Origin of the sequence: Okeania sp. KiyG1, from assembly GCF_014132355.1 — a bacterium.
Classification (GTDB): domain Bacteria; phylum Cyanobacteriota; class Cyanobacteriia; order Cyanobacteriales; family Microcoleaceae; genus Okeania.
In genome coordinates this window covers 113,760-140,403 of the sequence record NZ_BLZO01000094.1, presented here as the reverse complement: position 1 = coordinate 140,403, position 26,644 = coordinate 113,760, and the positions used below count along the sequence as shown (strand labels likewise).

At 44.2% G+C, this 26,644-nt stretch carries 4 protein-coding genes; 2 read left to right on the top strand and 2 right to left on the bottom strand.

Features of this window, described 5'->3' with window-relative positions; genetic code table 11:
- Positions 1-44: 44 nt before the first annotated feature.
- Entirely contained in the window at positions 45-11,549 is an 11,505-nt protein-coding gene (locus tag SAGCYANO_RS23130; RefSeq protein ID WP_202222221.1) for a S8 family serine peptidase, read from the bottom strand.
- 1,562 nt (positions 11,550-13,111) lie between these two features.
- On the opposite strand from SAGCYANO_RS23130, the gene SAGCYANO_RS23120 reads away from it, so the two are divergent.
- Entirely contained in the window at positions 13,112-13,321 is a 210-nt protein-coding gene (locus SAGCYANO_RS23120; RefSeq protein ID WP_202222220.1) for a hypothetical protein, read from the top strand.
- 47 nt (positions 13,322-13,368) lie between these two features.
- Positions 13,369-13,791, top strand: coding sequence for a PIN domain-containing protein (locus SAGCYANO_RS23115; protein WP_237396569.1), 423 nt, complete (start codon positions 13,369-13,371; stop codon positions 13,789-13,791).
- A gap of 204 nt (positions 13,792-13,995) precedes the next feature.
- Here the strand turns inward: SAGCYANO_RS23115 and SAGCYANO_RS23110 are convergent, their stop codons facing one another.
- A complete protein-coding gene (locus SAGCYANO_RS23110) occupies positions 13,996-26,535 on the bottom strand; it encodes a S8 family serine peptidase (RefSeq protein WP_202222218.1) in 12,540 nt (4,179 codons plus the stop codon).
- Positions 26,536-26,644: the final 109 nt, after the last annotated feature.

Genomic DNA, 26,644 nt, shown 5'->3' with positions numbered 1-26,644 from the left:
CGGCCGTTCGCCCCTACATGGTATATAGGTTCCACTAGGATGATTTATCTTTCTGCAATCTTTAGATTGTTGTTAGAATCAGATCCTATGTTGTAAGAGCCATTTTGGCTTTGTTCTAAAATTTGATCTTCATTTTCTAGAAAGAAGTAAGGGGCTACTGAGTGGTCTGCAACTGGTCCACTTAAATTGGGATTATCTGCGATAATACTGTCTACAGTTGCATCACTTAAGTAATAGCTCTTGTGTCCTCCAGGATCAGAATACCCTAGAGGAGGAATTAAGCCATCCCATTCACTGTCACTGTGAATTGTAATAACCTCCTGGGCATCTCCAGCATCAAGCCTATCCGAAGGATCTGGGGTAGGACCATTCCACCAACCCAATACGGGAATAATACCATCATGTTCAAAAAGAGGTTGGGCTGGATCTAAGCCAATTATGCGTTTAACAAGAGGTGATCCTTGATCATCCGTAAAATATTCACCTATGTTGGCAGAAACTTGAGCTCCAAGACTATGACCAACAAGAGTCAAGTTTTCTGGTAAAACACCCCATCGTTCAAGTTCTTGAGCAACTGTATTACCAACAATTTCAGTATCTGCTGCTGGTGTTGGATACCATAAGTTTCCTGCTGCTTCTCCCCAATCAACTAGCACGATATTTTCATCTCTGTCTGGAGAACCATTGGTCATTTGGGTCATCCAATTTTCTGTATCTTCCTCATTGAAAGAACCTCTGTACCCATGAATAACAACGCGAGTTGGTTTAGATGGATCAAAATCCCCTCCTACTACGACTAATCGACCCATCAAACCGTCTCTAATTTCAAAAGGAACATCATAGTAAATTTGTCCATTTGAACTTCTCCAAACTTGTTCTAGGGACAAACCTTTTCTTTCTGCCAGTCTTATTATTTCTGGATCGTGGGAATTAGCTGCTAACCTCTCAGCTTCCACTCTGGCTCTTACCTTCCTGCTAAAACTAGCTCTCTCATTGCCATACGTTTGCACAGAACTTAGAACTCCCTCAATGCCAGATAGCCAGCCAAGCAGACTATCTTCTTCTATAGCGCCAGCTAGGGCTAAACCAACATTCCCAAATAACTCCCACTTGCTAAGTTCCTGAGAAATACTCTTGAATGTGTCTGAGGAAGCTACCAAATTGGTAAAGTTTCGGGCTGTAGTTATCGCAGCATTGAAAATATTACTAATCGCAGCAATCCAATCCTCGCTTTGAATAGCTAGCATACTACTGTATATCATCACCGGAACATCTTGAAGGGTATTAATCAACTGGTATGCGAAATCTGTTTCACTCAGTCCCCCTAGTCCTCCTGATATAGCTGTCGTTGCTGCTGCGCCCAAGACTTGTAGGAAAGCCATGATGTTATCACCAGATTCAGCGGCTCGTATGCCACGAAATAAGCCACTTGCTACACCTTGAATGGTTTGTATATTGGAAAGGAGGCTACCAGCAGCAGCTTGAGTCATTCCCCAGACAGTTGCTGTCGTGCCCTTGACTGCGTTTATAGCATTACCAAGACTACCAGCAACAGCACCTACTCCAGCCATAACAGCACCGAAAATAGCACCAGCCCAGTCACCATTGATTGCAGCTTGAATTGCACTAATAGCTCCACTAGCAGCTCTCAGAGCAATTGCGAAAGGAGCCAGAGCTGGAATAAAAGCGAGGATATTCAGAACTGTTGAAACTACGCTTAACAACTCATTCCAGAATGCTTTTTTACGGGCTTTCCGTTCTTCTTTTCGTTGTTCGAGGATTTGACCGAGGAAATCTTTCGACTGCTTGGCTAAATCTTGGGAAATGTCCACAGCCTGCTCTGCATAGGCAACTTTACTCAAGGTCTCAATGTACAGAGGATTAATAATCTCCCGTTCCCCAGATAAAGCTTGCGATCGCTGCAGCTCCTCTACCATTTCGCGAGACGCAGCTTGCAAATCATTTTCTGCTTGGGCCAACAATTGATGATCCCAAAGCTCCTCTGAGTCCAATTTAGCAATTTCAGTCTGATAATTCTGAATCTGCCCCACTAACCCTACAGTAGTCTTCAGCAAATTCTCCTGAATATTCTCAGCCTCTTCCCCTTGCAACGCCAGATAAATATCACCCCTCGCATCAGCCAACAAAACCTTCACATCATCAGGCAAATCAGGCTGTTGCTGCTCCAAATTCTGCAACTGCCCCAACAACGCTGCCATATCCGACGACAACTGAGCAGAATTACTACCACCAGCCACAGCATCCAAACCAACATCAGCCCGCGCCTGATTCACCGCTTGTCGCAAGTCCTCCTCAGCCTGCAACTGCTCCAACTGCTCCAACTTCGCCCGCGCTTCCAAACGCTGACGCTCCAACTCAATCTCCTCCCGTTCCAAACGCCGTGCCACTTCCTCATCAATTTCCGACTGCCGTCGCTCTGCAATTTCCTGCTCCAACTGTGCTTGAGCCAGATTCAAGCGTTCCAAACTAACCAACTGCACAAAAGTTTGTTCTGTTTGCTCCCGTATCCGAGCAATTCCATCTAAACGAGCCTGAGCAACTGCCAACTCCTGCTCCTTGGCTTCCTGTTGCTCCTGGGTCTCATTAATCTGGTCGTTAATCTCCTGCAACGTCTGGGCAGCATCCTCCTGTTGCTGTTGCAATTCCTCCAATTGCGCTTCAGCAGTTTGGCGAATCTCTCCAAAATGGTCTGCTTGCTCTTGAGCTAACCGCTGCAACTGGCGATGGTTTTGCATCTCCTGATAATACTTATCCGCTAATATTCGGTCTTCCGGTCGTCCCACACCACCAGCAGAACTACTGCGCTTATCACCAGCAACATCATTGAAACTGCGATAATAGATTTCTGCCGCCGTTGCCATATCGTTTTGAGTCGCCACATCTAATAAATGTTTGGCCTCTTCGTTACCCGCAATAGTGGCTGACTGCAACCGTTGCAAGATTTGGAATTCTAAATCGTTCACTTCCTGCTGTTTCTGGGCAGCTTCTAAAGTGTAGTTAGCATTCAGTTCCGTTGCCTCCAACAAATCCTTGAGTATCTGCTGACGTTCCTTAGCAGCTTGCAAATGTTCGTCGTTTTGTGCCAGGAGGTCTTCTTGGAGTTCCTGTAACGGAGCGGTTAATGCTTGACTGCTGGCTTCTGCTTGTTCTGCCAAACGTTGGGCTTCCGCTAAAGCAGCACGAGCATCTGCTAGCTGTTGTTGCAATTCCTCAAAGTCGCTCTCAGGAGTTATCAGGTAAGCATCTAATAAGCGTTGTCCTGCGAGAATAACTTCGTTTTCTGCGGTCAGCAAAGTGCGTTTTTGGCTGAATGCTGTTTGCTGCTGTCGCAATACCACTGCTTTATTTTCAATGAGTCCCAAAGCTTCCTGGAGTTGTGCTTGTTTGGTCTGCAACTCTGTTAATTCGCTACCCGTTGCCACAGCAATTTTTTCTGCCAACGCCTCCCCATCAGCTATCAACTGTTGACGCAAATTATCGACTTGCTCCGTTTCAGTATCCAACGCGACGGTTTGTTGTTCCACCCATTTTTCCGTATCGGCAAGTTTGTTTTGCAATTCCTGGGATTGTTTATTGAGGTCGCCACGACGTTCTAATATGTCCTCAATGGTATTGATATATTCTGTCGCGTTTTCGTCATGTTCTTGCCACTCAGCTAATACTCTGGCATTGTATTCGTCAGCTTCTTTCTGAGCTTCTGCAAATTTTTCCTCTACCTCTGGCAATAGCTCTTCCAACAGTTGCAACTGTTCGCGGGCAGCAGGAATTTGTTCGCGGGAAGTTTCCAATACTTCCACCAGGTTGCGACTAGCATTAATCGGTGCTTCAGCGATGTTAGTAGCATTACGCGTATCTGCCCACTGTTCTGCTAGCGGTTGCAAGCGTTCCTGTTCTTGGGATTTTTCGTCGCTGACTACCAACTGTTCGGCTGCTTGTTGTCGCAGTTGTGGAGCTAATTTGCTGTAGGTATCCCAGAGTATCCAGTCGTGGTCAACATGGGTGATAGTTACCTCATGCCTTTTCTTCTTACCAGACCTACCCCGTTTCCAAGTTACGCGAGTTTCAGTCCAAGTCGGACCATTTTTACGACTGCGTTCCCAGTGTTCGGCAGCTTGTTGTTCGTACCAGTCAGCTTGAACTATAGCAGCAGAAGCTTGAGCGTTGTTTTGTGCTTCTTCTGCCTTCACTTGTGCTAGTAGGGAACTGTATTCATTACTTTTTTCTTCGGTTTCAGCTTGCAATACATCGATAGCTGTACCATTGTTGGTAGCGTTATTGACAAATTCCTCCCGGTATGCTAGAGCTGTAGGTAATTCCAAAGCTGCATCACGGTTTTGAGCTGCTGTTTCCGCTGCTGCTAGTTCATTATTATAGTTGGCCTCAGCAGTAGGATTATGAATCCACCCATAGACTGGTACAGTCTTTCTGTTCCTTCGCCGATGTCCTACCACTCCCCAGGTATTAATCTGAGATTTCCAATGATTGGCATTATTCTCATGTTGCTGTCGCTGTTCCTCGTACTGTTGCGCTGTTGTTTCGTCCTGCAGTTTTTTAGCCTCATACTGCTGCTGATACTCGGCCAACTCTTGAGACTCAACCCCAAAACGTTGGGCGATGGGAGCAATTTCCTGCCACAACTTGGCATCCTGTTCAATTAACTGTTTCAGCTTCTCAATCTCTTGCTTCAGGTGAGTTTCCCCTACTGCAAACTCATCGCGACGGGGCGCAACGACACCCAAGGTAGTAATGGCATCTCGCAAATCTGCCAAATTCCGGTCGCGTTCCCCATCAACATCAGCTAAATTATCCTCTATATACTCAATCAAGTTATCAACGGACTGAGACAGATTTTGCTGACTTTCCCCAATTTCCTTAGTTTGCTGATGCCCTTCTTGCAATTGACTCACCCACTGAGTCGCACTCGCCGTCAAATCTGCCCGCACTTGGTCATTGAGTTGAGCATAAGCTAATACTGTATTCTCATTCAGCGCCTTTTCTGCTGCAGTCTCTGTTTGCAACTGACGGTTAAGCGCCTCTAACCGCTCATCATTATTATTGAGTTGTGACCGAATTTCCAACTCCTGCTGTTGTCGGAGATTTTCTAGAGAAGCTTTAGCTGCCGTTAAGCGATCGCTCAATGCCGTTACTATTTCCTGATTTTCCTGTTGACGTTGCAATAGATGATTCTGTTGGCCAATAGTTTCGGTAATCAAATCGGTTAACGCTTGACGACTGACTGTATCTGTGGTATTGTCTAATTCCTGTTGCCAGTCTGCTATCAAATTTCCTAGAGTATCAGCTTGGGAACCTAAGTCATTACTGCGGTTTTGCAACTGTTGAATAAATTCATTAACTTTTGACTCCACCTGAGTCGGGAAGAAATCGACATCAGATTCCGTTCCCAAAACGCCAAAGCTAATCAAATGATTCAAAGCGGTTGCCTGCTCTTTGGTGGTTTGAGCTAATTCTACGGATGCGGTTTCTGTTTGCTCAACAGCATTTTGGAAGTCTGCTAATTTGGCATTTTCTGCCTGTTGCAGAGGTTCTAGAGCAGTAACTAGAGGGGGGATTTGAATTTCGATTTCTGCTGCCTTGGCAGTTAAGTTAGCCACCTCTGGAGTGACTTCTGCCAACTCCTGTTGCTTACTAGCGATATTTGCTGTTTGAGTAGCGATCGCCTGGTTCAACTCCTCAATTTTCTTCTGAGTTTCTTCTATTTTCGGCCAATTATCATTGCGCTGCTGTGCCATCCGCGCTGCCTGCTCCATGTTGGCGCGATATGCTGCTGCTTGTTCGGCATTATACACAAACTGGCTACCGTTGGAATACCAAATCTGCTGCCGATGTTGTTGAGCTTGGTTGTAGTAATAAGCTTCAGCGCTGCGCAATGGTTCGTCTTGAGCTTGTAAGCTTTGTAACTGCAATTGCTGGTTCCCTAGTTGCAGTTGAGTAAACTGTAAATCTTCTTGGGCAGTTTCTACCTCAGTTGTGAGTTGCGCTTGTTGCTGTTGAGCGGTGGCAAGTTGAGTTTGAGTATCTGCTAGCTGAGATTGCAACGATAGTAATTGTTCCCGTTCGTTTTCTCCTGCTGTGCGAGTTGCCAACAATTCTTCGGTAGATGCTATTTGGTTATCTAAGGCATTTTGCCAGTTATCTTGTTGGTTTTGATATTCAGTTTCGAGAGCATCTGCTCGGTTAATTAAGTCGAGGCGGTTTTCTAGGCGATCGACTTCGGCGTTAACATGGCGGGCGTATTTTTCCGTCAGTTGAATTTCCTCATATTTGTCTGATATTTCTAACTCTTTATCCGCAATACGTTGGTCTATTTCTGCTAAAGCCTCCTGGAGATGTATTTTATCTGAGTTTTCTTTCAGCAGTTGGGCGTCTAGCTGTTGTACCTTTTGCTCATTGGTGACAATATCGGACTCAATGTTGCTGATATTTTGCTCAATTCCTGCTAGTTCAGATTGGAGATTTTGTAAATTTTGTTGTTGGTTGCTTAACTGAGTTTGCAGGTTTTGTTTTTCTGTTTCTAAGTTTTGCTTTTCAGTTTGCAGTGGCGCAATATCTTGTTGAATTGCCTGAATTTGCGGTTGCAAAGTAGCAGTGAGTTGTTGTGCTTGTTGGGCAGCTAAGTCACGTTGTTGGGCTGCGGACTCAGCAGCAGCAAGTGCCTCGTCGCGTCTGATACGAGCAGTTATCTTGGCAATAGCGGCTAAGAAGCCACCACCAGATCGATTTGCAACACCATTCCAATAATTCGCATTCGCTTGATGCTGCTGTCGCTGTTGCTCGAAATTATTAGTAACGGCATTCGCTTGGTTTATTTGGTTATGATACTCCTGCAATAATGATTGTTTCTGAGTAATTTCTGCTTGTTTTACATTTATCTTGCTTTCAGTAGCTTTGAGTTGGGTTTGGATTGGCGCGATCGCTCCCTCTTGCCCTACGATTTCTACCTCTTTATCGAACTTAGCTTGCTTGGTGATAGGTAAATCGTTTTTGAGGGAATTAATCGTATCTTTCGTTTGACTAATTGCTGTTTTTGTGTTATCAATTTGAGTATCTTTAAGAGCGATCGCCTCCTCCAAAGTCGCGTTAGGTTGAATATTTTCGATATCTGTGAAAATTTGCTGCTTGTTCTCAAGGTTAGCAATGGTTGCTTGAGTTGTATTGATACTTGGTTGCAAACTTGCCTCAAGCTGTTGTGCTTGTTGAGTGGCAACATCCCTTTGTTGGGCAGCATTGTTAGCAGCAGCTTGAGCAGCATTGCGGTTAGCTTCTGCCTGTGGGTTATGTATCCAACCGTAAACAGGGACGGTCTTTTTATTTTCCCGGCGATGACCGACAACTCCCCAAGTGTTAACTTGAGAATCCCAATGGTTAGCGCTATTTTGATGCTGTTGTCGCTGTTGCTCAAAATTACTCGCCACAGCATGAGCATCACTAATTTGCTGCTGATAACCATTTAAAATTTCCTGTTGCGAGTCAATTTCCGTTTGCAACGCTGTAATCAGATTTGGCATTAATTTCTCATTTTCAATATCCGCTTTTGCCAAACCTAAATCACGATATTCGTTCTGAAGTCGTCGCAAAGTCTCATCTCCAGCAGTTTGTTGAGTTTGAGCAGCCGTCAAACGCTCTTCCAAGTCGTCAAACCCATTCAACAAATTGTTATTGCGATTTTCTACCCCACGCAAAAAGTCAATGTATTGCTGTAAGGGTAATGTAGGGGCGAACGGCCGTTCGCCCCTACTTTGTCGTTTTGCCAACTCATCAATCAAATTACCAATAGCCAAACGTTGCGGAGAGTCAGGAGCAGCAAGATTCAGTTGTTCCTCCTGCACTTTTGCATAAGCCAACTGTTGCTCTATCTGCTCTAGATAATTTTGGGTAGATTCTAATTGACTGGTTAGATTATTATTGGGGTTATTAGCTACCTCAGTTTGCTGTTGCAATAATAACTGTTGGACAATAGTTATTTCTTCCGTTAACTGTTGAATCTGTTTTTGCACTGCTGCCCGACGTTCCTGATATGGCAGTAAATAACCATAAGTTTCTAGGAAATTTTGCAAATCTGTTTGAGTTTGACTGCGCTGAACTTGATTTTCCTCTACATCCTGCTGTACCTGACTTAACCGTTCCTCAGTAGCATCAGTTTTTTGCTGCTGTTCCGGTAACTGCTCGGTTTCCAGTTTTTGCAACTCCGCCTCGCTTTGAGCAATTTGCAACTCCAGAGTTTCTAACTGTTGCCTTTGCACCGGAGTTTGCAATGCCAGTAAATCATTCTCAGCTTGTAACTGTTGTTGTTTGGCATTTATTTCATACTCGATACCCCGCTTCAGTTCTGGCCAATCTTCCACTCGTTCCCCTAACGACGTAGCTTCTGCGTTCAAAGCATCCGCCTCAGCTTGCGCTTGTCGTGCCCACTGTTCAAAGATTTGGCGTTCAACTTCAGCATTGTTAGCTTGTTGTTGTGCTTGGTCGCGAGGAGCAATGTGTTCTGGATAGTGACGCCAACCGTAGATTGGTTCACGCTTCTTACGCTTTTTACGATGACCAACAACTTCACGACGGTTAATCATAGAATTATGCCAGTTAGCTTTCTCCTGATTTTCCACCCGTCGTTTTTCGGCAAATTCAGCTTGCTGCCAATATTCTTCTGCCTGTTGGGTCTTTTCTGCCGCTTGTTTTTGGAGTGCTTCTAAAATTTGCTGCGCATCATCGGGGTTGCCTGTGAGTGTGGATAATTGCTGATTATTTCCTTCCAGCAGCTCCTCATAATCTCTCAACTCCTGAGTTTGTTGCTCCATTTGAGCAGTCAACTGTTGCAATTGGTTGTGATTAGCTTGGAAAACATCGCCTTGGGAAGTAGCTGACTCAGCATTACGCGCCGCTTGGTTAGCTATATTTATATGATGGTTATATACAGGAGTATTACGCTCCGTATACCGTCGTCCACTTTTACCTCGGCGCGTTATCCAAGCGTTATTAGCAATATTAGTATGATGTTGTTGCTGTTGCCGATACTGGTTAGCTTGGGCATAATAATTATCTGCTTGTGCCTTCAAAACAGCAGACTGCTGACGATACTCTTGAATCTTGGCCTCCAAATCAGTAATTTCAGCCTTCACAGCATCAGTCTGAGCAACCAAAGTATCCGGGTCCACAAGCTGATATTGCAACTTCTTCCTCGCATCATCCAATTCTTGTTCCGTCCGAGCGATCGCCTCCTCCAAAACTCTTAACTGTTCCGCATTAGTAACAACCAACTCATCCCGTTCCCCAGTCAAAGCTACTAACCCATCCTGCAATTGTCCCTGACGCTCCAACAAACCCTGCAACCGCGCCAACTCAATTTGATAATGCTCCCTTGCCAAACCCAAAGCAGTCAACGACTCTTGATTTTTCACCAAACTTATCGCAGCAGCAGTATCAACATCCCGATAACTATCCAACGCATCCGACTTCCGAGAAGCAATCTCATTCTGTAACTCCTCCAAAGTCACATCATCATTACCCAAATTCCTCAAAACCTGCCATTGTCCCAACAACTGATTCTGAGTATCCGTCAAACCCTGAATAGCAGCTTCAGTTTCCGGCGACGCAGCACGAACATCAACACTTACCCTACCCGCACCACTAAACTGCGAAATATCCACATCCCCAAACCTAACCACCGCCTCCGGTGCCACTAAACCTGCCATCAAAACCGCTTCAGTCACATCCAACAAACCAGCACCCGTCTCTGCATCCCAACCTTCCGGGCCCAAATCTTTAGCAGTCAGAGTCAACAACTCCTTCACTTGCTGATAACTCAACTCTGGGTTAGCTGCCCAAACTAGAGACGCAGCACCAGTCACATAAGACGTCGCCCGGGAAGTACCCACAAAAGCATTCGGGTCATTTTCATACTGTCCTCCAGGAGCAACCAAAGTCAAAGTGTCGCCTCGACTCGAATAGTCAGCAACTTCCTCCAACTTATTCACCGCTCCTACAGTAATAATATTGTCAAACTTTTCTGCTGCTTTTCCTAAAGCTGACATTTCTCCACCAGTATTACCGGAAGCAGCTACTAACAATACATTATTATCCCGTGCATATTGAATTGCCAATTGTTCTGCTTCGGTCAAATCATAGCGAGTTGTTGTCCTTCCCTGGTCATCCACCTGAGTCAAATCAAAACTGAGGTTGACAATACCCCGGTCTTTTCCAGCAGCTTTCAAGTTATCCACATACTGCACCAACTGTTGTGCCCAATTTCCATTATTAATAGATAAACGTTCATACTCAGCATTAGGGTTAACAGACTCAAATACTTCTGTCACATTTTCCCCATGTTCATCAGCAAAATCCAAAAATGCCACATTCGTTTGAGGTGCGTCGGGTAAAAGAATAGAAGCAGCTTCCGTAGCGTTAATTAAATAGTTATCCCAAATCCGAAAATCATCCGAAGTCAAAGCTGACTCCACAGAAGTTGGTAAACCTAAAGCTGCACCCACTTTTCTATTGGCCAATAGTTTTTCCAAAGTAGTAACTGCTTCGGGAGATACTCCTGCTTTTGCCAGAGTTTCTGGTTGTTGGATAGCGTTGAAAATATTATCAAAATTGGATTCTAATTCAGTCGCTAGAGTTTCCAAAGCTGTTTGTGCTTCTGGGTTATCCAAACTAGCTAATAAGTCATCCGGGTTAGTATCAATAACATTTTGTAACTCGGTTAAACCAGTATTAATAGTTGCCACAGACTCTGGTGGAACATAATTATTGAAAACCTTAAAAGTATGAGCTGCCACACCTCCAGCGTTAGTAGTGGACTGAATTGTAATTTGACTTGACCCTGTTTTGGGTAGTGCTTCTATTAATAGTTGATTATTTTCTAAGTTGAGATTAAGAAGTTCGTTGTTGTTATTTATGACTTCATATTTTAGTTGTTCCCCATCTGGAGTAGCGAATACCTGGGATATATCTATGGTTTGAGAGGATATTTCTGGTGTCAGAGTAATATCTGAAATAGCATTAACTAGGGTAGGTGGTTCAGGAGGAGGGATAACTGGGTCTTGACCGCCACTACCCGGATTATTTCTAGGGGGGTCTACTGGCACCGTCACTGGAGGGGGTAAAGTACCCACAGCTCCACCCACATCAGGTATTTCTACACTAGGTTGCCCTGGATTTATCAGCGCCTCCAATGTCGGCCAAGTAGACAAATTATTTATATCAAAAGCATCCGCTTCTGTCGGGTTTTCTTGAAAGTATTCGTTGAGCTTTTCCCAATAATCTTGGACTAAAATTTCTGTGTCTATATCTGCAATATTTGGAGGAGCGTCAATTCCTAAAATAGTAGTAATTAATTCTTGGTCTGTGAATAATCCAAAAATGGGATGGTTAACGAGGGAGTCATCTATTGGTATGGGACAATAAGCACCAGGACTAATAATTTCTTCTAAAATAAAAGTCTTACTTCTTGGCTTTTTGGCAGATTTTTTTTGTGGTTTTTGTTTATTCTTTTTCTTCCAGAACCAAATCATAATTTGCACCTCTAATTATTAGTGTTTTAAATCAAAAAAATTATATTGCATTTTTCTTAGTCTATCCAGTTCTTAATCTAGTTTTTTGATTATTTGAGAAATTAATCCTCATTATAGAACTGTTAGAGTTGGCAAAGCATTCCAAAGAAAAGCTCCTAACCAGGAGGCAAACTAATAATTAGGGTTTGCTGAATAAATTGGTTGGTGGAGTAGGACACGGGGACGGGTCGATACGCGGGGACGGGTCGATTTGTGGAGAACAGACAACTGTTTCGGCCATTTTATGTGAATAAATTTTCTTGAATTTCAGCAGAAAATGTCAGTATTTTGAGGCAAATAAGAGCCATAAACTAGGAGATCAATTGAATATAAAAAGCTTCATTACCTTATATATCCTGATTTTTAGCTTTATTCAGCAAGCCCTAATTAAAATCACCTATTATAGAACCCCTGAGTGGTATCTATTTAAAAATAGAGGAGGAGATGGGGGGATGGGGGGATGGGGAGATGGGGAGATGAGAGTATTTTTCTACCTGCAAGGGAAGCTACCAGGTGTGCTATTGGGCGACGCGGGGTCCCATCCGCTAGCCTCCCCTATTCTCGTTCCTGAATTTCCACTGGATCGCTCAGACTGAGGACGGAAGCCAAAAGCACATACCGCGTCCAAAGATCCACTCAGGGGTTCTATAGGAAAATAACATAGGTAAGGAAAAAATTGTCTATTTTAGAAAAAAATTTAATTTTTCCCACAAATTATATAGAATCCGGTTATATAGTATATGTTGATAATTCTATAACTACTTCAATCTCCCCCACTCCCAACTATAGAACCCCATTTGGGATCTATTGCCCTCTACAGGTAGCATATTGTCTAAGAGTTTGCGCAAGTCCTGTTACAGTTATTTAATGAAACATGAGATTAGCACCGCACCTAGCTGTAGACAAGAGGAAAAAAGCGATCGCTATACATAACTTGGTTTAGATTGGGATGCAGTTAAGGATGAATGGGATTAAAGATTCAAATTGGGCTAGAGATATGTATAGAGTTTGGTTATTAGCATCAGTCCACGATCGCAGGCGTAATATCAAATCCGGTTAAACAGCCATAGAATGGTTAAGCCAGGAGGAGTCAACCCACCCCTAACCCCTCCCAGGAAGGGAAGTCAGGAGTCAGGAGTCAGGAGGAGAGAGAATTACAAAGATGAGCGTAGTTATGACGATTGGAGAATTTTTTTATGTTCAATAAAACGGATTTGATATAATTTACCAAAAAATGAGATCCAAAGCCTCCCCTTTTAAGGGGATGAAAAAATTTCAGTTCAGTATTTTCGTAGCCTCCAGCTTTAGTGGTCGGTACTGATAACTGATAACTGAAATGACCTGGTGTTGTGCGTCAAAGGATTAAGAAAATAATTGATGCGCTGGCAGAAAATCCCCGTTATGACAACAGTATTGAACTTGATTTTCCTACAGAAATTGATTCTTGGGAACCCAATTAAATCTGTCTTGATCGCCCCAACAACTGCTATACTAAAATCAAATAGAATTTAAGAACCTGGACAATGAGTGATACTAATCAAGTCTTGACCATCGAAAATATTCAATCTTTTTCTGTTGAGGATTTTCTCAAATTACTAAAAGAGAGGACGACACTCTCAGTGCAGTTATCCGACAGAGAAATATTAGTAGTAGAAGTTCGGCAAGAAGAATTAAAGCCTTTACCTATTTTAGAGGCGAACGTACCTTCGGGTTGGAAGAAAGCAATTTACTAGGGTTAACAATGACAATTGTTTTTTTTTAGATGCAGGAATTTTTATTGGTGCTTTATGTAGTGGTGATTATCGGCATACTGAAGCCAGAGCTATCGTGGAAGCGGCCAGACGGGGGGGAGTTGAATGCTTGTACCTCTGTTGGGGTTTTGAGTGAAGTTTATGCGGCTTTAACCTGGGTAGGTGCTAAACCTCCTCAAACACCAGAATTAGCGAAGCTTTGCGTTCATGCATTGGTGGAAAACCCTTCAAAAATTGCCGTTTTAGATACTAATTTTGAGGTGAGTATCAAAATGTTGGAAATTGCTGCTAACCGAGGTTTAACAGCTCGTCGGATTCACGATGCTAGGCACGCTGCTACAGCTTTAGTAGCTGGTGTTTTTCAGGTTTACACTTACGATGTAGATGACTGGAAAGTTTTTGCTCCTGATGGGATTGTTATTGCTGGACCAGATTCAGTTTTAACTGATTGAGAGTAGCATCGGTAATAGAGTTGGTTATAATAGCGATCGCTCCTTTCAGTTATCAGTTATCATAAAAAATGATCGCTTTTTTTCTGAGATAAAAAGAGCGTTGACGGACAAGAGGAAAAAAAGTGATCGCTCCCTGAAAACAAGAGCGATCGCCTGGGTTCTAGTGGTAGTTGAGACAAAAGTTAACGGCTCATTCTTGTCTGTCTAAGGGTTTACGGGCACTGGTCGGTTAGAGAAAGGATTTAAGGTGCTAAGAAGGTCTAGTAGAGATTCTTTAACTTCTCCAGAGAATTCAGTTGTAACCCAATTTCTGGCAGTTTCAAACATCTCTTTTAGGCTATGAGAATCTTTGATTTGGATGCCCAGTTCTTTGAAAATTGATTTAAAGCGTTCCTCAATTGTGTAACGTTCCACATCATCTTTCCAACCTTCTTTAAGAGTTTTCCAAGCATCCTTAGCACTGTTAGGCAATTCGCGCCAACCATTGACAGCACCCTCTATAATTTCGCTGATGGCGATAGCGGTATAACCAGCGTTTTCAAAAGCATTAGCAAATGGTTCGACTTTAGTGCCTTTAGCATAAATTTTAGCCGATTTGAGAGTTGCTTTAAGTATATTGCCAATACCATCTACCCAATCTCCGTTTTGTATGGCTTCAATTCCAGCACTTATCTTTTGCGGTGCTACCGAGAGAGCATCTACCGTTTTTGACACATACTTACCAACCGTTTCAGGTAGATTAACTTGGGTGCCCAAATAATTAACAAAAGTATCAATCGGATCGTTCCAAGCGCTGGCAATTTCTCCTATCCCTGCTAGCAAACCAGTGACACCGCCTTGCTCGATAAATCGGTTGTTAACTGTAACTGCAGTGCTATTTACCGCGCCCAAGACATCAAACAAGTTAGAAAATATATTGTCAGCCACACCTTTTGTTAGGTCTTCACCCAAAGAGAAAGCAGTGCCTAGTATTGTTGTAATACCGTTAAATAGGTCGCCTTTATCAATGTATTCGATGCTCTTATAAATGGCTTCGGGAGCTTTTTTTAAGGTTTTGAACCCATTAAAAATCAGGTCGGCCATAAACGAGCCTTTGCCAAATTGGTTGTATAAAGTAGTTTTAGTTAAATTTCCTAACGCACTCGGCTCAGTAATTGCTGTTGCCAGACTGCCTAAAATTTGAACGATACCCAGAATCTCCTTATCATCCGCAATATTACGGATACCATCAACAGTGCCGGGTAGGACTTCCTTCGATGTGTTGAGAATAGTGAGAAGTTTTTGGGCTTTTGCCTGACTCATGCCCCAAACAGTTTGGCAGGCGCTCGCACAAGCATTTTTCACCGCATTGAGAGCCTTGCTCAATCCTGCTGTAACTAAGTTAGCAACTCCCATGACACCATTGACTATTGCCCCTATCCAATCGCCATTGACAGCAGCTTGGATGGTATTAATACCAGCCCCGACAGCGCTCAAACCGATCATCACAGGAGCTAGCGCTGGAAAAACGATGGCTGCAAGTCCTGCGATTGCAGTAAGAATGCTGATTATCTGGGAAAATATACCCAACACCTTTCGCCAAAAACTCTTCTTAGCTGCTTCGCGCCTTTCGATCCGTTTCTGAATAATCTGCTGGATCGCTGCCCGCGACTGTTTCGCTAGAGATTTAGAAATATCTGACGCTTGCTCGGCATACAGCACTTTATTTAGAGAAGCTAGGTAATCTGGTAGAAGAATTTGCTTCTCTTCTTCCAAAATATCTGCTTTCAGACCTGCTTGTTGCAAACGCTCCATATTCTCGTCCGAACTTTCCATCAGATCGATCAGGAGATCGCGATCTTCCTCATCATCTTGTGTAATCATGGCCATTTGGATCTGGTAGTACGTCATCTGCCCTATCAGACCCTCGACTGCTCGCAGCAAGTTAGTCTGAACCGTCGCCGCTTCCTTACCTTGCAAAGCATCGTTAATATCGCTCTTGGCATTGTCCAACAAAGTCTTAAGCTCGTCGGGGAAGTCGTCAAGTTGTTCGGCTTCCAACTTTTCAAAACCTTCTAGCACTCCTGCTAGTTGCGCTTCCGTACTTCCCAAGTGCGATTGCAAACCCGCCAACTGGCTTTCCAACTCGTCTGCATCATCTGTTGCTGCCAAACCAGATTGGCCCAAAATACCCCGCATTTGATTCAATGACAGACGCAGGCCATCTTCAGCTTGCAACTGCTTAATTAACTCTATTTCAGCAATAGTAGCCTGACGTTCCCGCTCCAATTCCCGTTGCTCTCGGAGGAGCCGATCGCGCACTGCTTTATCCATGTCCTGCTGACGAGCCTTAGCAATCTCCTGCTCTAACTGGGCTTGGGCTAGATTCATCTGCTCCAAGGCTACCAACTGGACGATGGTCTGCTCCGTTTGTGCCCGTAACCGTTCCGTTTCATCTACCCGGACTTGAGCGATCGCTAACTCTTGCTGCAACCGTTCTTGGTCCTCTTGGGCATCGTTCAGTTTTTCCAGGGTATCGTTTAGTTGCTCTTGGGCGATCTCTTTTTCATCCTCCAGAGTTGCCAGAGTTGCTTCTGCTGCCAGCCTTATCTCCTGGTTCTCGACAGTTTCCTGTAGGGCTTCTCTCTGTTTCTCCCGATAATCTAGTTGTTCCTCGCGATATTTACGCCACAAGCGGTGAAAATGATCGCCTCCCTCCTCCAGAGCGAGGTCTTGGTAATCGCGCTTGTAAATATTGGCAGCAGCAAAAAAGTCGCGATTCCGAACTGCTTCGAGCAATTTCTGAGCTTCTGTATTGCCGCTATCTATAGCTTTTTCCAACTCCTGAATAATGTCCCGCTCCAGATCGTTAATTCTCTGCTGCTGTTGCGCTGCTTCCCCAGCAAGGTTATCGTAGATTTCCACCTTCTCGATTAATTCCTTGAAGGTGTCGCGATGCTTCTGGAGTTCGTCGAGATGCTCCTGATTCTGGACTTCTAAATCCGATTGCAGCACCTGTAAATGTTCGCCCAATGCTTCTGAAGCTTTAGCTGCTTGTTCTGCCAGACGTTGGGCTTCTGCTAGGACTTCGCGGGCATCTTTTAATTGGTCTTCCAGGTTGCTGAAATCGTCGTCTGGGTCTTGGATATAGGCATCGACGAGCCGTTGTTCTGCCCAAATTACTTCGTTTTGTGCTGCTAGTAGGGTGCGCCTCTGGGTGAGGGCGGTTTGTTGGGAAGTCAGCACGGCAGCTTTATTGGTGAGCAGGTGCAGGGTTTTTTCTAACTGGGCTTTTTTGGTTTCTAATTCGGTCAAACCGTCGGTGCTGCCTTCGGATTCGAGTTGTTGAATTTTGCCGACAGTTTCCTGGTAAGCAGTATGGACCGCATCTTTCAGCGATAGTCCCTGTTCCAGTTCCGTTGCCAAGGCCACGCTTTGCCGTTCTAGCTCCCGTTCTGCTTCGGCCATCAAATGCTGGAGTTCCACCGCTTGTTGGTTAACTGTTCCCCGCCGTTCCAGTACTTCGGCGATCGCTTTCTGGTAATTTGCTGCCGCGTCCTCGTACTCCTGCCAACTACTTTCGACCTTGTTGGCAGCTTTTTGAGCTTCGGCCATCGCTTCCGCTCGTTGCGGTTTCAAAGTTTCGACTAAATCTTCGAGGCGATCGCCTTGTTGTTCGTAAGAGGGAATATATTCCTCCCGTACTTGCAACTGTTCGGCAAAATTGCGAAACTCTTTACTTGCATATCGTGCCCCCGCAGCAGCATCCGCAGCTTCCTCTTCTTGGGCGACCACTTCTGACAAGCGAGCAACTTCTGCACGCCAGCGTTCCGCTTCAGCCAAATTGTTTATCGCTACCTGACGCAAACCGAGATTTTCCTCGGTGTCAGGAGTTGCACGTTTTCGCCCGTTGAGAATTTTCTGGTAGTTTTGAACGATGAGCGAGTGGTGATCGACGTGAAGAAAATCTTCTTCATCTGACCAGATCCACCCTTTCCTTTTGCTTTGCTTGCGGTGGTCGTCAATTTGTGTCTCGTACCAGTTAATCGTATCCACAGCAGCCTTTGCCTTACCTTCTGCTTGGGCTAGGGCGGCTTTTGCTTGCTGTAGTTGTTGTTTATAGTCCGACTCCGCTAGCATTACTTCTGGCAACTGTTGGAGAGATTCTTCTTTCTTCCGAAGCAGTTTTTCTAGTACCTCTTCAACTTCAGCGATCGCATCGACGAACTGCTGATTCATTCTGTCGGATAAGCCGTTTACCAGCCATGACTGTTTTATAGAAATTAAGCTAGAGCGAGTCGAACTCAAATTGCTGGCATCGCCGTTCTCTCTTGCTCTCAATGCTTCAGTGCGCGTGTCAGAGATAACGCTCGTTAACTCTGAAAATCCTTTTTCTCGCAGCTCGCGGGCATCTAAGGGTATGTTATTGATGTCTTGATCAAGTCGAGTTGCTCCTGCTCGCAGGGCATCGACTTCATTTTTAAAACGTTGGCTCTGCGAATTCAAAATTGCTCGGCGATTGGAATTTTTGCCTGCTTTATTAGCTATTCTGTCAAGCCTTCTTGCCTTTTTCTCTTTCTCATCAGCTTGGTTGTTCAAGCTGATCAACCGCTCATTAGAAGGCTTCAATTCCTCGTAAAGCCCATTCGCTCGCCCAATTAAAGACTCAGCTTTTTTCAAGCGCTGCCAAAGCTCGACGTACTTTTCTACTGTTTTAGCCCGTTCTTCATAACGCTTGGCGATCGGTGCGAGTTCCTCTCCTAACTCGGTGTAATGCTCTACGCGCAAATCCAGTCCTTCTACAGCCTGTTCGGTGTTTGTGACGCTGCGAACCCGCCCAAACTGTGCTGCTTCTGCTACGGTTTCTTCCGTATCAGTGACGCTTGCCTCAGGTTGACTTGTTTCTTCTGGTGTCACATTTCTTTGCGCATTGGCAGCAGCATTTACAGTATTAAAAATGCTTGAAGTCCAGTTTTCGCTGTTAGCATCGCTTGCATCAGGTTGACTCGTTTCTTCTGGTGCCACAATTCTTTGCACGTTGGCGGCAGCATTGACAATATTACTAACCCAGTTGTCCCTTTCAGTGGCGCTTTCATTAGTCTCAATATCTACCTCTTTAACAGTCTCAACATCTACCTCTTTAACGCTACCAATCGCATATTGGTCAGCACGAGGAGCGACAACTCCCAGAATAGTGAGAGCATCCCGCAAATTCGCCCCGCCACGCAGATATTCCCCGTGAGGATCGGCTAATATCTCCTGAATATCCTCAATCAACTCATCCACAGACTGAGACTGCTGCTTTTGTTTATCACCCAACTTTTTCGTCATCTGGTTGCCAGACTGCCAATCCTTGACCCAAGTCTGGGCGAGATTTTGCAAATCTTCGGTAGCCCGATCGCTCAATTTAACAGAAGATAGAATGGAATCTGTTTCCAAAGCCTCCGCTGCTGCTTGTTCCAATCCCTTCTGAGATTCCAGCGCCTTCAGTCGAATATCATTGCGAATTAGTTTTTCACGAGTTTCCAACTCTTGCTTCTCCCGCAGCGGACTCAAAGCAGCGATCGCCTCTTCCAACCATTTCTCCAATTTTTCAACAGTGGCTTTGTTTTCTCCCTGCCAGGTGTCCAGATGTGCGTTTTGCTCTTCCAGCAATTCCACAACATCGGTCATTAATTCTCCATCCTCAATATTATCTGCCTGCTGCCGTAACTCCAAAGCTTGTTGGGAGAAAGTTTCGTAATCAATGTAATCAGGATCGGTATAAACATCCGTCCGCAATTGACGAGTGCGGTTGCCGAATCGCTGAAATTCATATTTGGTCCATTCGCGAGTATAGAATCGTCCTTGTTTTTTACTGCGTTCGTAAGCCTCCTTAGCCTGTTGTTCTAACAAGTCTGCTTGAGCGCGTATAGCTTTTGCTTTTTCGGCTTTTTGTTCCAACTCCTTCTGGCGATCGTCAATTAACTGCTGCAACCGTTCTGCTTGTTCTTTCAGCTTGCCATCGCGTCCGCCAATTTGTTCAATAAACCCATTAATCTTAGTTTCAACCTGGCTGGAGAAGAAATCAATATCCGATTCCGATGCCACCATCCCCAAACTAATCAACCGACGCAATGCTGTTACTTGTTCTTCCATTGTCTCGGCGATGTTGCCAGAAGTGTCTTGCAACTTGGTATTGGCGTTATCGAAAGTTGTTCGTTGGGCTTGTTCCTTTGTCTCTAGGGGATCGAGAATAGTTTTCAGAGAGGCAAGCTCGGTTTTCCACTTTGTTTGAGAACTCTCCTGTTCCCGAATTTGCCGATTCAGTGCAGATTTCTTGGAGACGAGGCCGTTAATCTCGCTCTGATTTTCATCCATTTTCTCTTGCAAGTCGTTGATGCGTCCTACAATCTGGTTGCGAGTTGCCCACAGTCCATTGAGTCTGTCGGACAATAAGGATGCGTCTTCTCTGAATTCATCGCGTAGCCGTCTCTGCCTCCCGCGATAATTCCATTTTCCGTTTTCCCACTTCCAAATCCTATTGTTATGAAATTGGGCTTGTTGGTCTGCCTGTATATAAGCCCCATTTGTTGAATTATACAGATCGATATTGCTTTCTAGTTGCCGATTCTGGTTGCTGAGTTGCATTTGCATTAATTCTTGCTCTTGCCTCAATTTTTTCAGCGATGGGTCTATTTCTTCCTTCTCAGCTTCGTAAGCGTCTATTTTGGCTTGAGCTTCGGCGACAAAAGTTTCCAACGCTGCATACCTGGCACGATCGCTTGCCCCTTCCAGACGAGTTGCCAGCAGTTCGTCGGTGGCAGTGCTTTGTTCCTCCGTCGCTTTCTGCCATTCATCCTGTTGGGTTTGATACTCCTGCTCCAAGACATCCGCACGTTGGAACAAGTCCAGTCGTCCTTGGAAGCGTTCGACTTCTGCTTGCACCTGGGGTAAATAAGTCTCTACGAGTTCTTTTTCCCGGTATTTGTCCGTAAGCTGTTGGGCAATAGTTGGCAATTTCTCTTTCAGCAATGGCAAGCTGTTTGTCAACTCATCCAGTTTTTGTTGTAGTTGGGAAAGTTGAGTATTCTGGGTTCCCAATTGCTCGGTGTAGGAATTAACAGCGTTCTCTTGACTGACAAGTTGCTCCAATTCTTGCTGCAAATTCGAGAGTTGCGATCGATCTGCTGTCAACTGATTATTGAATCCTCGTTGCTGGTTGTTTAAACTGCTTATTTGCCGATTCCAGGCTGAAATTTCCGTCCGCATTCGAGAAATTGTCGCATTCAGCGATTGCGCTTGCTGGCGTGCTGAATCACGCGCTCTAGTAAAATCTTGAACTTTTGCTTTTGCGTCATCCAACTTTTGACCACGATTTTTCCTGTAAACCCATTTATGGACAATTCGTCCGCCCTGCCAAGTAGCTACTTTCTTCCAAAGGCCCTTTCTGGTCAAGCGATCTACTTCTGCTTGGTAAGTTTGCCGCTGTCGTTCGTAGAAGTTGGCATGAGAATACAAATTAGAGACTTGTCGGCTGTAATTGCTGATACTGCTATTGCGACTCCGAATCCGCGAGTGATAGATTGATTGTTGCCTACTGATATTGTTAATCTGGGCTCTGGTACTAGCGATCGCTTCCTCCCGTTCGTCTATCTCAGCTTGCTTTTGAGTTTTAGATATTTGGATTTCCGCTAATGTCGGCAACGCTGCCAAAGATGCTTGAGTTTCTTGAATCTTATCCTGAGTTTGAGCGATCGCCTCCTCTGTCTGTGGAATCTCCTCTTCTGCTTTCGATATAGCCTCCTTAGTTGCTATTTCTTCATCCTCTAGCTGTAACTGTTGTATTCCCAGAGTCACCACAATATCCTCGGCTTCCTCCAGTTCAGTTTTAGCCTTTTGCAACGACGCACTAATATCGTCAAAACCATCCCGTAGATTTCCCCCGCTACCCTCAATTCCATTTAAGAAATCAAGATACCGATCCAACGGCAAGTCAGCCTCGCCGACCGTAGCTTTATATTTTTCGATTTCAGCCTTAACATCGGCGATCGCCATCCGTTCGAGAGAATCAGATACCGTTAGTGCCAAAGCATCGCGCTGCACCTGCATCCAGAGCAATTCTAGTTCCAGGTCATCTATATAATTTTGCAGTTGATTCGATATAGCTTCCATCTCTGGAATTTGTTCTGCTCCTGGTTGCATTGACAGTTCAAATTTAGTGGTTTGCACTGTTAGCTGTTCGGTAATTAGCTCCCTAATTCGCTTGTCAATAATCGCCAACCGTTCGCGGGTAGGTAGGAAATAGCCGGAAGTCTCTAGGAATTGTTGCAACTTCCTTTCTGCGGAGGTAGATTGCGACCGCCTCTCATTCAGTTTCTCCTCGATTTTTTCTAATCGTGCTTGGGTAGCTGCTGCTGCTTTGCCTCCTGCTAGAGAGTCCAGGTGTTGTTGCATTTCCCCAAGGGCGACTTTATGCTTTTGCAGTTCGTCTTTTTTCCCATTCAAGGTATCTAACTGTTGGCCAATAGTTTCTAACTGCTGGCGAGTTTGCTCAAGGAGGCGATCGCTATCTTGGTATTTCAGCAAGTCTTCTTCTACGACTGCTTTTTGCTCAAGGAGGCTATCGATATTTTGTTGAGACTGTTCTATTTCTGATTCAGTCTGGGCAATTTGCAATTTTAGGCTCTCTATTTCCTGTTGTCTAACAGGGTCAGCAATCTTCTTATTGTTTTCTAAGGATGCCAATTTATTGCGTTCGGAAGCTAGTTGTGACTCCAGATTTTGTTTGGTTTGCAGTGCATTAACGCGATTTGTCACCAAATTAGCTCTATAGCTAAAATTATCAATGCGGTTCCAATTTGAGATGGCGCTATCGTAAGCACTCTCTTTATTTCTCGCATTTGTATTTCTACTTCCAGGCCATATTTCGTTATTTCGCTTTTTCCACTTTTCAACCCAATTGAGCAAATCTTGATAGGAACGAACGATTTCTTGTTTTTGGCGAGCTCGCTCCCTCAATACTTGAGATAATTCTCGGTCTTCTTCTATTCCCCAGGCGCCATTTTTAATGCGATTTTGCTTGTTGAGGATATCCAAATACTTTTCCAGACTTTTTTGCACTTTCTCAGTCGGTGGTATTAGTTGGCGAAATATCTTTCTGTATTTACGCACGCCATTGATATCTACTTTTGTATTACTCCTTCCTTCGTAATAGCTTACTTCGTCCTTAATACGTTTTATTTCAGCCAGAATTGCTGTGGTACTCTCAGTACGATAAGAAGTCGGGTAAATCGGTATTCTATGAGAGCGCAACCTTTGTTGAACCGAATTAATATTATTCTTGGCTCGAACAATTGCTGCTTCATCAGCTAACTGAGCTGCCTCAATATTCCGCAACTGCGCTCGCTCGTTCTGTTCCCGCTGTTGGAGAGAGCGCTGTTGTGCTTCTAATGTCTGAATTTGTTGAGAGATGTTATTTTTTTCTTCGCCCGCTTCCTGGAACCGACGATAATCTTCCTCATATCCCGGCAGCTTTTGCTCTGCGGATGCTTTGTCTTGCAGAAGTGTATTTAGCTGCTGTTCGATGGCCATTAAGCGATCGTCTGCGGCTTTGACTTCTTGCTCGGTATATACAGACAGATTTTCCAACTGTTTCAATTCGGATTCGGTCTGAGCAATTTGCAATTCCAGAGCTTCAATTTTTTGCTGTTTAACAATATCGGCAATTTTCTTCTTGTCTTTTAAGGCCGCCCGTTGCTCCTCCCAAAAATGCTTCGTATCTAATGCACTAACACGCTCTCCAACATCCCTCGCATGATCATTCAAAAAATTTATGTTATTCCAATTATTGATTCTTTTATCGTAAAAATCGATTTTTTCATTCGGCTCTTTAAGAACTTCTCTTTTACTACTAGGGTAAGTCAAGATAGTAGAAAATCTATTATATTGATTCAATATAAAAGGAATAGGAGGAAATCCTTCTCCACGAAAGTGCTTCCATATAGTTCCATTTTTTTCCTTCCATTCTTTTGCCCACTTTAGCAAATTGCCATAAGCAGTATCAATGTCAGCTTTTGCCGCAGCTCGTCGTTTCAAAATGTTATGTAGCTGCCGATCTTTTTCTATTCCATTCCTGGACTTGGAGAGACGTGTTTGTTGTGCGGTCAGATTCAAATATTCTTGAAGCTTACTTTTTACTTCTTCTGCACTCGTCTTTAACTTATCAAATATCTCCCGTTTTTGGCGTGGTCTCCACGGGTTCTTACTCTTATTGTATTTAGTTTGATAATCTGAAATTTGTTCAGAGATTAAATCAATCTCGTCTTGAATTTGACTGGTATTTGTTGCTACCAACCAATAGTAATCCGGGTAAGTCGGTACTTTGTGCTTGCGCAGTTTTTCTTCAACTTCACCGATCGCCTTCTTCAAAGACTTCTCATTCGCAGAAGGCTTCTCTAACTCAACCTTAGCCTCATTCAACGCCTCCAAACGATTTTTCAAAGCTAACTTAACCACCTCAAAATTCTGCAAGCGCCCTTGCTCAATTCCATTCCACCGACTCGCAAACCCCAACTCCTCCAAAACCATATTTTCCTTGGCAGAAGCGATCGCTACATCCGAACTCAAGCGCCCAAACTCCTTAAAAGCTGCCTCTGTCTTATCCTCAACCCGCGCCCTCAACTCATCCAAACCCAAATCTGGATTCCCCGCATCCTGCAAAGACTCCAAATCTTTTACCAAATTTTGGCGATCGCTCCACAACTCCTCAATAGCTGCCTCAGTTCCCGCAGAAGCAGCGCGAGACGAAGTATTAACCCGACCCTCACCTGTAAAAGACAACACCTCTGGCGCAGCAGTCACCTCCAGCGGTTTTGCCTCAGTCACCTTGGCCCGTTCCACCGCTTCCTTAACATCCAACAAACCCACACCAGTCTCCGCATCCCAACCCGGAGCTGCCAAGTCATCAGCAGTAGTCAACAACAACTCCTTCACCTGTTGATAATTCAACTCCGAATTAGCGCCCCAAACCAAAGACGCTGCTGCCGTCACATAACCCGCCGCTCTGGACGTACCCACAAAAGCATTGGGGTCGTTTTCCCACTCACCCCCCGGTGCCATCACCAGGGAAAGTTGGGGAGTAACTCCCTCGGAGTCATAAGCAGAATAGTCCGCGCGGTCTCTCGAACGATCCACCGCCCCCACAGTAATAATATTATCAAACTTCTCTGCCGCCATGCCTAAACCAGACATCTGACCGCCAGTATTCCCGGCAGCTACCACCAACAAAACATTATTCTCGCGAGCAAATTGAATGGCCTCCTGTTCCTCCGCAGTCAACTCATAACGAGTCGTAACCCGACCTTCCGAGTCGATGGCAGTCAAGTCCAAACTCAAATTCACTAAACCGCCACGATCGCCCTTCGCCTTTAACTGCTCCACAACCCGCACCAACGGTTCTGCCCAATTACCATTATTAATAGATAAACGTTCATATTCAGCATTGGGGTTAACAGACTCAAATACTTCTGTCACATTTTCCCCATGTCCTCCCGCAAAATCCAAAAATGCCACATTAGTTTGAGGAGCATCAGGTAAAAGGATAGAAGCAGCTTCCGTAGCATTAACTAAATACTTATCCCAAGTCCGAAAATCATCCGAAGTCAAAGCTGACTCCACAGAAGTTGGCAAACCTAAAGTTGCCCCTACTTCTTCACTTGCCAAAAGTTGTTCCAGGGTAGCAACAGCTTCGGGAGACACTCCTGCTTTTGTCAGAGTTTCTGGTTGTTGGATAGTGTTGGCAATATTACCGAAGTTAGATTCTAACTCAGTCATTAACGTTTCCAAAGTTGTTTTTGCTTCTGGAGTATCCAAACGTGCTAATAATTCATCAGGGTTAGCATCAATAATATGTTGTAACTCAGTTAAACTACTATTAATAGTTGCCGCCGACTCTGGTGGAACATAATTATTGAAAACCTTAAAAGTATGAGCTGCCACACCTCCAGCATCATTAGTTGCCTGAATTGTAATTTGATTTGACCCTGTTTTGGGTAGTGCTTCTATAGATAGTTGATTATTTTCTAAGTTGATATTGAGAAGTTCACCATTGCCACTTATGACTTCATATTTCAGTTGTCCCCCATCTGGAGTAGCGAACACCTGAGAAATATCTATAGTTTGAGAGGATATTTGCGGTGTCAGAGTAATGTCTGAAATAGAATTAATTAAGGTAGGTGGTTGAGGAGTATCAATAATTTGGTCTTGAGTACCACTATCGGGATTATTTCTGGGGGGGTCTACTGGAATTGGGCCTTGAGTGCCACTACCAGGATTATTTCTAGGGGGGTCTACTGGTATCGTTACTGGAGGGGGTAAGGTATCTACTGCCCCACCCACATCAGGTATTTCTACACTTGGTTGTCCTGGATTTATCAGTGCTTCTAGGGTTGGCCAAGTAGACAAATCTTCTGAATCAAAACTATTAGCTTCATTGGGATTTTCTTGAAAGTATTGGTCGATTTTTTTCCAATAATCTTGTACTAAAATTTCTGTGTCTATATCTGCAATATCTGGAGGAGCGTCAGTTCCTAAAATCGTGGAAATTAATTCTTGTTCTGTGAATAATCCAAAGATGGGATGGTTAACGAGGGAGTCATCTATTGGTATGGGGCAATAAGCACCAGGACTAATAATTTCTTCTAAAATAAAAGTTTTACTTCTTGGCTTTTTGGCAGATTTTTTTTGTGGTTTTTGTTGAGTCTTTTTATTCCAAAACAATACCATAATTTGCACCTCTAATTATTGATTGGCATTTGTTTAAATATTTTTTCTGTGACACGCCTATTCTGTTGGAATAAGAGTAGTAGATTGTTTCACCTAAAATAGTACATTA